The organism is Lacibacter sediminis (assembly GCF_014168535.1).
In the GTDB taxonomy this organism is placed as follows: domain Bacteria; phylum Bacteroidota; class Bacteroidia; order Chitinophagales; family Chitinophagaceae; genus Lacibacter; species Lacibacter sediminis.
Window position 1 is genome coordinate 51,777 of the sequence record NZ_CP060007.1, and the last position, 11,892, is coordinate 63,668.

Sequence of the window (11,892 nt, forward strand, 5' to 3'; positions counted from 1 at the left end):
CACTACGACACGATTCGTTTTTAAACAACATTTGTGAAACCGAATCATCATGTTGCATGCAACGACTGCATGTACATTAACATGCTTGCAAAAGTTACCATTGATTCGGGTGTCTATAACACTTGAATACATGAACAGAGTTACATTAAGCCTTATCATCCTTTTCTTTGCAGCAATTGTATCTGCACAAACATCCGTACGTGGAAAAATAACAACCACCATTCTTAACCAGGATAAGAAACCGGTAGAGAATGCAACAGCTGAATTATTGCGGAGTAAAGATTCTTCATTGGTAAAAACAGCATTGTCTGATAAAGCCGGACTTGTAGAATTTGAACGCATCCCCTTAGGTTCTTATATTATTCGAACCAGTCTTGTAAATCACGAGAAACAATTTTCATCAGTCATTACAATTTCCGAAAATCAAACAACAGCATCAGCAGCAGATGTTGTACTTCAACCTTCAGCCACACAATTAAAAACAATTGAAGTAACAGGAAGGAAACCGTTCATTCAACGCCTTGGTGACCGTATCGTTGTAAACGTTGAAAACAGTGTGGTGAATGCTGGAAGTTCTGCCTTTGATGTATTGGAACGTTCACCAGGTATTTTAATTGATGCAAATGATAACCTCAGCATGCGTGGCCGCAGCGGTGTCATCATCATGATCGATGGAAAACCAACACCCATGAGTGGTGCCGATCTGGTGAACTACTTACGAAGCCTTCCATCAAATGCTATTGAACGCATTGATCTTATCACCAACCCATCATCAAAGTATGATGCAGCAGGTAATGCAGGCATCATTGATATCCGCATGAAAAAAGATCAACGCTTTGGTACCAATGGCAGCATTACTGCAGGTTACGGACAAGGTGTTTATCCTAAAGCAAACGGCGGTATCAATTTCAATCACCGCAATAAGAAAATGAATTTGTTCGGTGGTTATAATTATGCCTACCGGATGAATTTGAATAACCTGTTGCTCGATCGTAATTTCTTTACCAGCTCTGGCGAATTCACCGGGAAAGATGAAAAGAATAACTATACCAAAATTCCTTTAGACCTGCACACCTTGCGTATTGGTGCCGATTTCTTTCCTTCGAAAAAAACAGTGATCGGGTTTGTGGTAAACAGCAACATGAATTTTATCAGACCAAATAATAATAACAGTTCTGTTGTGAGTGATGCATCCAAACAACCCATGTTCACCTTCCGCACACAAACACGCAGCCAGAATGAAAACAAGAATGCTGTGGCGAACGTGAACATCAAACATACATTCGATAGTACTGGAAAAGAATTAACAGCCGATATTGATATGGGTTATTTCGGATCAGATAATGATTCACGTGTGGCAACACAATATTATAAACTCGATGGAACTGCATTGCAACCTGATTATATATTAGATGGATTCCAGAAAGGGAACTTACGTCTTGCAACAGCAAAGGCCGATTATGTGCAACCTATGAAAAGCAAAAGCCGTTTTGAAGCAGGCTTTAAAACAAGTTTGGTGCATGCCGATAACGATGCACGCTTCTTTGATATGAGCAGCGGTTCACCAATTGATGATGAAAACAAAACCAATCATTTTTATTACGACGAAAATATCAACGCAGCTTATACCAACTTTAAAAAAGAATACAAGAAGTTTGACTTCCAGATCGGCTTACGTGCAGAGAACACTAATGTAAAAACTAAACAGGTAAAAGGAAACATCACATGGGATTCATCATACACACAACTCTTCCCAAGTGCCTTCTTTAATTATAAGCTGAAAGAAGATCAAACATTGGGCGTATCTGTCAGCCGTCGTATCGACAGACCAAACTATTCTCAACTGAATCCATTCTTATTCCTGATTGATGTAACAACTTATTCAACCGGTAACCCGGCTCTGTTACCACAGTTCACCTGGAGTTATGAGTTGAACTATACCGTGAAGAATATCAACTTCACACTTGGTTACAGCCGCACAAAGAATAACCAGAATATTGTGATCACACGATTTAAAGATGCGTTCCCCAATATTCCGAGTGATGACAACATTACGGTGCAGATACCGGTGAACCTTGCTTCATCTGATTACTATGGCTTAACTGTTGCTGCACCTGTACGCATCAACAAATGGTGGAACATGATGAACAATGCCAATGTGTTTTACAATCATTTCAATGGCAGACTTGCAGGAACAACATTAGATAATGGTAAAGCAGTGGTGAACCTCAGCAGCAATCATACGTTCACCTTTGGTAAAGGCTGGACTAGTGAATTGTTTGGTAACTATAATTCAGGTGGACAATATGGTTTTATGGCCATGCGTCCGCAATGGGGTGTGGGTGCAGGTGTACAAAAAAGTTTATGGAAAGGAAAAGGCCAGGTGCGTTTCAACATCACCGATATTTTCTGGACCAATTTACCAAGAGCAACAATTACGTATAACAACTATATCGAAATATGGAGAGCATACCGTGAAACAAGAGTAGCCAACCTCAGCTTCACGTATCGCTTTGGCAGTAATAAAGTGGCACAGGCAAGAAGAAGAACAACGGCATCGGAAGAAGAGCGCCAACGTGCACAATAAACCGCTGATGATGTGAAAGGAATGATGCGCATGATAAACATTCAGCGACTCTAACAACCAAGTACATTTTTTCTCATGTTGATAACGGGCTGGTATTCTTATCGGCCCTCTTTTTTTTCTTCACGAAAAAAATGAATAGGCAATAATCAACAGGCAATTGGCAAAGCGTGAAGCTTTGACATGCTATGTATTTTTGCCCGTTGCCTATTGACAATTGCCAATTGCTCTTCCTGTATTTCTTTGGAATTTGGTTTTTGTGTCTTGGATTTTCTTGTATGCCTTTCTTGTGCCTTTCTACCTTAATTCTTTCTTCCTTGCAATCTGCAATAACTGTAAGTGAGGTTGTAAATGCACCAGGCTGTCTTTCTGTAGAAACTGGCGGAGATGTTTGTGGAAATGACTGTAATCGTAGTAACCATACACACCGTAATGAAACGTTTGCGGACGGCTCACGATATGGCTCACAGCTTTGCGTATACGCAACACCTGTAAGGCCTGCTTGCTGCTCACACCCGTGCCCGATTCAAAATAACGTTGCAACGTGCGTGTGGAAATGCTGTAATGTGCAGCAAGATCTTCAATGGTAGTATTGAAATTATTATTGATCACTGCTTTCTGCAGGATCTCTGTAACAATATTGATGGGTTGTAAAGAACCACGGTATTGTTCAACAGTATCTTCGTAATGATTGGTAAGCAGCTGCACACGTTTTTCAAAAGAGCCTGCATGCTTAATGTTATTGATGAGCTGTTGATCCATGAGATAACTCAATGGAAACATGGTGCCGCTGTACTCCGAAAAATTCACCTTCTTCTCAAAGATCACCGGGCTCACTTTAAACTTAATACCAAATACAGAATTTCCCGGACGATGAAACGCTTCAATGTTATTGAGCCTCGGCAAAAAACCATCACCTCTCATTTGCTGACGGTTCTGTTCGATCTGCATATCGTAAGGCGATCCTAAATTAATGAGATACGAATAACCAAGGTTGGGAAACAATACATCACTGAAACCATCAGGATATTTTTGCCAGAGATGATCAAACTTTGTTTGCCAGAAGAATTCAATAAACAGAGATAAAGGTCCCGTTACATGATGTCGGTGATAGTTAGTTTCGAAGTGATCGCTATGAACAAATTCAATGTGTTGCACGGGAGCAAATTATAAAACAACAACAGCAACCACAATCTTTTCATGATGAATGGCTTCCGCTTATCAACTATTTACATTAACGCTTTATTAGCAAACCATAAAGCAACATACCAAGCGTTAGTAACACGTGCAGCAACAGCCATCCTTTTTGCCAGCTTTTTCTGTTAGTCCACTTAACAGCTGGGTTAAACGGATCGAAGATCAATGCAATACCCAAATTGGAAGCTGCTGAAACAAGATCCTTACTCACCAACAGAAAGTAAAGACTTAATAAAACAAATGCAGCATAAGCCCAGCGGTTAACGGTTGTGCTGATGTCTTTGGGAGTTGTTTTCTCTGATGTCATAACAAATGTTTACCAATGAGTGTAGCAATTCAGTTACTTGTTACAACTCCCTGTGTTAACAAAATATGATCAATAACTCTGTCAACTGTTGAGTCACGAACACTGAAATTGTTTTTGCATACAGGTTTTTTGTTTTGTTGAATCAACATCAATCACAGATCTCTGAAACTAAAACAAATAAACAGCCTGTTGCACGCAGGTTATTGCTCACAGATTACGCAGATGAACACAGATTTTTATTCAGCAAACTGAACGGAGATACTATGTAATGATTATCTAAAATCTATCCGTGCAAATCTGTGTAATCTGTGAGCAATACTATTCATTCGTGAAATTCGTGGCGCCTGGCTCATCCATTCGTGTAAACAAAAAAGCCACCGGATATTCTCCAGTGGCTCGTGTAATTATCAGCAGTATAAAAATTAATGCTTGAGTTTTTGCTGTGGCAGGTGCACAGGTTTTAAACGAATGATACGTAACGCATGCATCACACGCATGATCACAAAGGTGAGATCAAACTCATACCACTTACGTGCAAAGTTTGCATTGTCTTTATCCTTGTGGTGATTGTTCTGAAACAGTTCACCCATCAGCAACACACCCCATGGCGTGGTGTTCTTACTGTGGTCTTCAATTTTATAATTGCGGTAACCCATCTTATGACCAAACCAGTTTACAATGGCACCTTGAATTGGTCCCATCAAAAAATGAATGGGCAATAACAGGAACCACCAGAAGCTTGGTGCAAAAAAGAAATAGAAGGCAACATACCCTGCAATAAAAAACCCACGGGTAATATTGTTATGACCAAACTTATCCAACTTATCCCAAACAGGTAAGTACTCACGGGTAAATTCAGGATCGGGAACATTCTTGCCCGTAACAAAACCGCTGAAGATGCGTGCCGTGTGCACCATCATTTGCCAGATATCTTTAAAGAAGTGTGGTGAGTGCGGATCTTTCTCTGTATCGCTGTATGCGTGGTGCATACGATGCATCACTGCATACGCACGTGGCACCAAAAAAGAAGAACCCTGTACAAACCATGTTAAGAAGTAAAATGTTTTTTCCCAGCCCGGCTTTGCCGTGTACATCTGGTGGGAAGCATACCGATGAAGAAAGAATGAGTGAAAGAACAAACTTAAAAACCAATGCAATGTAAAAAACAAGAGAATCGCTGTCATGAGAAACGTAAATAGAATAAATGAAATAAGGTTGCAAAGAAAGCACATAAAAAGCACAACACATGAACTGTAGAAAAACAAGACCAAGATTTTACTGAATGAATGAACAGTTAGCCGTAGAAACAAACAACCGTGTGTAAAACAATCACTTAAATTATCGTTTTGTTTGCCAATTACATTCAGTAACTTCCTGTTACAAAACCCCACCCTCTTGATTTCCTGCGCTTAGTTCGGCCCCGTTGATTGCTGCCAACTTCTATTTTTTTACTCAAAACCATCCACACATGAAACATGTTTTCCTGGTAGCCGCCATTATTGGTTTAATGCTGGCCTGTAACAACGAAACCGAAAAACCTGCCGATGCTGCAACCACTACGTCAACAGCAGCAACGCCAACCGATTTGCCTTACACCGCCTCTTACTCGAGCGAATGGGATACCAATGTATCGGATGCCGATGTAAAGACCGTGCTCACCAGTTATAAAGACTGGGCCGATGGAAATATGGACGGACTGATGGCGGCCATTGCCGACTCCATCTGGGTAGACCGTTGGGATGGCCACAGCGCCAATTATGCCAAAGCCGATCTGCAGAAAATGTGGGCCCTTTCCAGAGACAGCCTCAGCTCGGTGCAAATTGAAATGGAAGCCTGGCATAAAATGCGCAGCGTAAAACAGAAAGACAGCATCATTGTAGTGTGGTATAAACAAATTGATACCTACAAAGATGGCAGGATCGATTCGGCACGTTGGCACGATATTAATATGGTAAAAGGAGGAAAGCTTGTGTGGTACAGCCAATACAGGCGCCCGTTGAAATAATACAGGAGAACCACTTACCTCATAAAGCCCTTGATCGAAAACACAGAGCATCAGTCGGAAGGTTGGTGCTTTTTTTTTGTTTGCATGTAGTGCCTTGATTTTTTGGATTTTGGAGTTTGGATTTTCTTCCTTGTGTCTTTCTTGAACCTTGTTCCTTGTGCCTTCTTTCTTGCTTCTCTCTTTTCTAACTTTATTCCATGGCCGATGTACATACTAAGGAGCAGCGTCGTTTTAATATGCAACAGATCAAAGGCAAAAACACAAAGCCTGAAATGCTGGTGCGGAAATATTTACATGCACAGGGCTTTCGTTACAAACTCCACGACAAAACATTACCCGGCAAACCCGATCTCGTATTACCGAAATACAAAACAGTCATCTTTATTCATGGATGTTTCTGGCATGGCCACAGGAACTGTAAATACTTTATAGTTCCTAAAACAAGAACAGAGTGGTGGACGGATAAGATCAATAAGAATATTGCCAACGATTTGAAAGCAATGAAGCTGCTGAAGAAAGATGGCTGGAAAATCATCACCATCTGGGAATGCAAACTCAAACCCGTAAAGCTTCAACAAGCACTTACCGCTCTGGTAAAAAAACTCTCTTGATTAAATACTCCCACGAACCGAACGTGACTTAAAGGCAAATGTACTTTACGTCACATGCTTTACTATTGTTTTCATGGACATGAAAACCAAAATACCATGACTAATAAACAAGTATATTCTCTTTGCGAAGCAGTTGCAGATATTGCCTATATAGCTTCAAAAGAAAATTATGAAATTAAAGATAGCCGTAGAAAGTTTGCACAGTTTATAGAATGGGCAAGAGAGTTCGAGTTAATTCATAGAAACATAGAGTGGGGGTTAAACTTCGAACCTCAATATATTGATTCTATTTATCACTTTACTATCTTTAAAATTAATCAATGGTCTAACTTATGATAGACTAATTACTTTAGCAATTAATAAAAAAATGGTTTGTTTTGAATTTAATTTTATTGGGTGCTAAAAACTAGCTATTTTATGCTAGCATTTAAATATGAAAATAATACGACAGATAACCCGGGAAAGCATTCTATCTGCTATTGAAAAAATTAATGAAAACTCTGAATTACGATCAGGGAGAGAATCGACTAGTTATGACTTAGTCATCAATGGCGAAAGATATCCCCCAATATTAGTTTTATCTGAAGCGAATAAAATTTTGGGCGGACAACAACTTACATTAAATGACTTTGGAAATTCAACGAAAGTAGCTTTTGATATATTGGAGAAGCTAGGGTTCTCAGTTGAAAAGAAATCTAATTTCTCTGAAATAGTTAACAAGGTTAATAAAGTTGATCTAGAAATTTATTTTCAATTATTAAAGAGCATAGTAAATAAGTTTTCACTTAAAAAAGACGACAAGAGGCTAGTTTTCAGTACAAAGCAACAGCAATTGAATTTTATTATTGGCCAACGATATTGCTTGGTTTTAAAAAACAAAAATTCCAAAAGCGAAGTTGGGTTTATCACTTACAAGCAAATTAATAATCTAAGCAGTGAGTTTGATGGAACTCCTTTAGCATATTACAACATCTCTGAAAACTTTCAAGATCTTGAAAGGTATAATGCTACGATCATGAAAGCTATTGAACAGGAGCTTACAAGAACTAGAAGCTCTGGTTTTTTAAATAATGACGACAACGATTTTAGAGAATCAATTTTTAAAGAATCTGCAATGCCATTATCAAAAGAATCACGTAAGGTTTGGATAGAAAAAACATTGGTTGAGGGTAGAAATGATAGAGAAGACGGTAATTATGCACTTGGAAAAATGATGTGGTCTCCTCAAAAAGATAAAAGAGGTGCGGATATTTATTCTTTAATGCGGGAAGTTGAAAAAGGGGATGTTATTATACATCTGACTAATAATAATGCTTTCACTGGTGTTTCAAGGGTTAGATCGAAGTACAAAGAAGGCAAAGGGCTAAAAAATACAGAATGGGAAGGGCCGGCATATTTGATAGAGCTTGAAGGCTTCGTTCCGATACAACCGATAGATCGTAGATTAATTCTAAATGACTTTTATAAGCAACAACTTTTAACAATAAAAGAAAATAACAGAGTATTCTATAACTCTGAACTTAATCTCAATCAAGGGGCTTATATAACAGAATGCCCAGTTGAGTTATGTAACATTATAAATGCAGAATATTTTAAACTCACAGGTGAGTCATTACCTTATATCGATCAATCAGTATCAATGATCCACAATCTCAGTTTTTCTATTAACCAATTTGTAGATGACCTAAATAACACCGGCTTTTTCTTCAACAAGTCAACTGTAGCTAGATTTGTTTCAGCAATGGTTTCAAAGCCTTTTGTTATTCTTACAGGGTTATCTGGATCTGGCAAAACAAAACTTGCCCAAACTTTTGTTACTTGGATCTGCGAAAATAGAAGCCAATTTTGTATTGTACCAGTTGGTGCAGATTGGACTAACAGGGAGCCTTTACTTGGTTATCCCAATGCTTTGAACCCCCATGAATATGTAAAACCTGATAGTGGAGTTTTAGACTTAATAATTAAAGCAGGAAACCAACCTGACTTGCCGCATTTTTTGATATTGGATGAAATGAATCTAAGTCACGTGGAACGATATTTTGCCGATTTTTTAAGTGTAATGGAATCGAAAGAAGAAATTCCGTTATATGCAGAAGGAACGGTTGAGAATGGCGTTCCCGCAAAAATTCGAGTGCCTTCCAATTTATTCATTATCGGTACTGTTAACATTGATGAAACCACAAATATGTTCAGTCCTAAAGTACTTGATAGAGCAAACACTATTGAGTTTCGGGTTACACAAGAGGAAATGAAAAGCTTTCTCGACAATATTAAAGACATCAACTTGGGCGCCCTAAATGGAAAAGGTGCAGGAATGGCCAAACCCTTTTTGGATATGGCAGCCAATAAATTATTTGCTACAGCAGATATTGATGCCATCAATAGAGCATTGGTTCAATTCTTTGGCGAACTAAAAAAGACCGGAGCCGAATTTGGATATCGCAGTGCAACGGAAATTATGCGTTTGATCCATCAGTTAACTGTAGTGGACAATACACTAACAACCAACCAAAAAATTGACATTGCCATCATGCAAAAGCTTCTGCCCAAGCTGCATGGCTCACGCAGAAAATTATGTCCGGTGCTTGAATCTTTGGGCTCCTTCTGTATTTCGGGTGAAGTCAAAATCATTAAGGATGTACTTGAAAAAAAAGACTTTGATTTCAATGGTGCAAATGTGCTTTATCCTTTGTCGCTTGAAAAAATTGCACGAATGTACAATGGAGCTATAGATAATGGTTTTGCAAGTTTTGCTGAAGCATAAAGCATGAAATCTGTATCACAAATAGAAATCAACCTTGATTCCATTCAGGAAGGTCTGCGGCTTTGGATAGATGCCCGCAGACCAGATTCGTTGTTTGATGCGGAGGAAAACGCTGAGGAGAACAACGAAGCAAGGTTTCAGCTGGTAGAAGGATGTTTATATGATTTTCAAATCAATGACCCTGAATTTGTATTAGGCGATATAGGCGAAAACATCATACAACAACACAAGCGTACTGCAAATCTGGGAACAATTTCACCCAATATTTTTGTGGGTACGCTTTCAATTCCATTATTAGAAAAAGAAACCAATCAGGAACTGTCTAAAGTTGAACTTGAAGTTCAATCTGTAAAAGCCGGTTATCGGAATGATTACCGTGACATGCTTGAATTCATAACTGAAAAATGCACTGACCTGCTATTGCAAGCGAACTCTCCGGTTTCACAACATTTTGAAATTGACTACAGTAAAGACAGCCAAACACTTTACCAAAAATTTGCGTTTATAAAATCAGTTATCGGTACGGATGAATTTGCTGAAGCCGTTCATAGAATTGTAACTGCACCTGTAACGAAATGGAAAGAAACTACAGAAGAAAAAGATATTCGTAACGCAAGACGATTTTCAAACGCCAACATCAAAGAGGTATTAAAAGGTAGTAAACGAACCAAGTTGCCCCAAACTCACTATCTGAGAAGTTATGGCATTGAGACATTGCCGGAGCGAATTACTACTATCAGAAAAACAGATTCCGTCGATACTCCTGAAAATCGTTTCATAAAACACGCACTGGAAAACTTTCTAAAATTCTGTACAGACATTAATAGTAAGGCAAAACAATTCGGCCATACAAAAATGCAAAACGAATCAGAAATCATGATTCGTGAATTGGAAAGTCAGTTACATCATTCAATCTTCAAGGAAATTTCCAGACCAACAACTTTAAAACTTAATAGTCCGGTCTTACAACGTAAAGAAGGTTATCGTGAAATACTTCGTGTATGGCTGATGTTTGATCTTGCAGCGAAACTCATTTGGAGCGGAGGCGATGATATTTACAGCGGTGGAAAAAAAGATATTGCCACATTATATGAATACTGGCTCTTTTTCAAATTACTGGATTTGTTTCAGACTATTTTCAATATTGAACCGAAAGACATTTCGGATTTAATTAAAGAAACAGCTGACGGTTTAAACCTGCAGATAAGACAAGGGAAATTCACAGCGTTAAGGGGAGTTTATGATTCCGGTTCGAGAAAACTGAATATCCGGTTTAACTATAACCGATCATTCAGTGGTAAAAAAAGTTATCCTGATTCAGGCAGCTGGACTGCTACTTTACGACCCGACTATACACTTTCTTTCTGGCCTTTTGGTATTTCAGAATCAGAGGCAGAGAAGCAGGAATTAATTGTTCATGTTCATTTTGATGCAAAATATAAAGTTGCCAATCTTGCAGATTTTTTGGAACAAAATTCAGACATGGAATTGGATGAAGAAAAAACCGAAAACCGCAAAGGCATTTACAAAAATGGTGACCTTTTGAAAATGCATGCTTACAAAGATGCTATTAGAAGAACCGGAGGGGCATATGTATTATATCCGGGTGATAAATCGATCAATCAAAAAGGGTTTCACGAAATCATTCCTGGTCTCGGAGCTTTTCCAGTACGTCCTTCCAAAGTGGACAGTGGTATCGGCGAATTGAAAGCGTTTATTCTTGAGATAATTGAACACTTTATTAACCGGGCTTCACAAAGAGAAAAACTGGCCTTTAGAACTTTTGATATTTATAAGAATCCGCCTGAATCGGATAATGAAGTTAGAGAGCCTTTACCAGAAACATACAACACAAACAGGGATCTGATTCCAGACGAAACTTTTGTGTTAGTTGGGTTCTATAATTCATCGGAACATTACGATTGGATTAAAAAAAACAAATACTACAATTTCAGAACGGATACACGAACTGGTTCTCTAATACTGGATAAAGAAACTGTAAGTGCAAAATATTTGCTTCTTCATAAAACTGGAGATACAAATTCAGGTGATTTGTGGAAAATTGTAAGCAAAGGACCACGAGTTTTTTCAAAAAATGCTTTAGTTAAAAAAGGTTATCCATCAACGTCAAGCTCATCCTCTGAGGAGAAATATTATTTAATTATAGAAATTGAAAAAGTAAGCGATCTGGAATTCGAGAATACAAAATGGGACTTTAGAAAGCTGGCTAATTATTCGCCTGGTAGAGCATCTGCAGTTCCCTTTACGGCAAGTCTAACAGAGCTAATGAAGAGTAAAGTTAAATAGTTAACGCCTTGGCTCGTGTCTCACGAACCTTTTTTACGCTCAAACATCAGCCCAAACCCCAATTTATCCCATTTCAAGCCCTTAATCATTCCTCTCAGCGCCTAAACCGTTTGTTAC

General features: G+C 38.6%; 9 protein-coding genes. 6 read left to right on the forward strand and 3 right to left on the reverse strand.

Translation table 11 applies throughout. The features are described 5' to 3' along the window. The first annotated feature begins 130 nt into the window (after positions 1 to 130). Positions 131 to 2,587, forward strand: coding sequence for an outer membrane beta-barrel family protein (locus H4075_RS00240; RefSeq protein WP_182803040.1), 2,457 nt, complete (start codon positions 131 to 133; stop codon positions 2,585 to 2,587). Positions 2,588 to 2,881: 294 nt separating this feature from the next. Here the strand turns inward: H4075_RS00240 and H4075_RS00245 are convergent, their stop codons facing one another. The 3 genes from H4075_RS00245 to H4075_RS00255 form a co-directional block, all read right to left on the reverse strand. Beyond that, complete coding sequence (locus H4075_RS00245) at positions 2,882 to 3,742, reverse strand: helix-turn-helix domain-containing protein (RefSeq protein WP_182803042.1); 861 nt, start codon at positions 3,740 to 3,742, stop codon at positions 2,882 to 2,884. A 76-nt stretch (positions 3,743 to 3,818) separates the two neighbouring features. Further along, positions 3,819 to 4,088, reverse strand: coding sequence for a hypothetical protein (locus H4075_RS00250; RefSeq protein ID WP_182803044.1), 270 nt, complete (start codon positions 4,086 to 4,088; stop codon positions 3,819 to 3,821). 422 nt (positions 4,089 to 4,510) lie between these two features. Beyond that, complete coding sequence (locus tag H4075_RS00255; protein WP_182803045.1) at positions 4,511 to 5,272, reverse strand: fatty acid desaturase; 762 nt, start codon at positions 5,270 to 5,272, stop codon at positions 4,511 to 4,513. Positions 5,273 to 5,556: 284 nt separating this feature from the next. Here H4075_RS00255 and H4075_RS00260 point away from each other — a divergent pair, with 284 nt between their 5' ends. From H4075_RS00260 to H4075_RS00280, 5 genes are all read left to right on the forward strand, one after another. Next, the gene (locus H4075_RS00260; protein WP_182803047.1) at positions 5,557 to 6,093 is read left to right on the forward strand and encodes a hypothetical protein; all 537 of its coding nucleotides are present in this window, start codon (positions 5,557 to 5,559) and stop codon (positions 6,091 to 6,093) included. A gap of 197 nt (positions 6,094 to 6,290) precedes the next feature. Then, complete coding sequence (locus H4075_RS00265) at positions 6,291 to 6,704, forward strand: very short patch repair endonuclease (RefSeq protein WP_182803049.1); 414 nt, start codon at positions 6,291 to 6,293, stop codon at positions 6,702 to 6,704. 96 nt (positions 6,705 to 6,800) lie between these two features. Then, positions 6,801 to 7,040 (forward strand): hypothetical protein, encoded by a 240-nt coding sequence (locus H4075_RS00270; protein WP_182803051.1) that lies wholly within the window; start codon positions 6,801 to 6,803, stop codon positions 7,038 to 7,040. A 97-nt stretch (positions 7,041 to 7,137) separates the two neighbouring features. After that, a complete protein-coding gene (locus tag H4075_RS00275) occupies positions 7,138 to 9,468 on the forward strand; it encodes an McrB family protein (RefSeq protein WP_182803053.1) in 2,331 nt (776 codons plus the stop codon). 3 nt (positions 9,469 to 9,471) lie between these two features. After that, positions 9,472 to 11,775: a DUF2357 domain-containing protein gene (locus H4075_RS00280; protein ID WP_182803055.1), complete on the forward strand. Its 2,304-nt coding sequence runs from the start codon at positions 9,472 to 9,474 to the stop codon at positions 11,773 to 11,775. Positions 11,776 to 11,892: the final 117 nt, after the last annotated feature.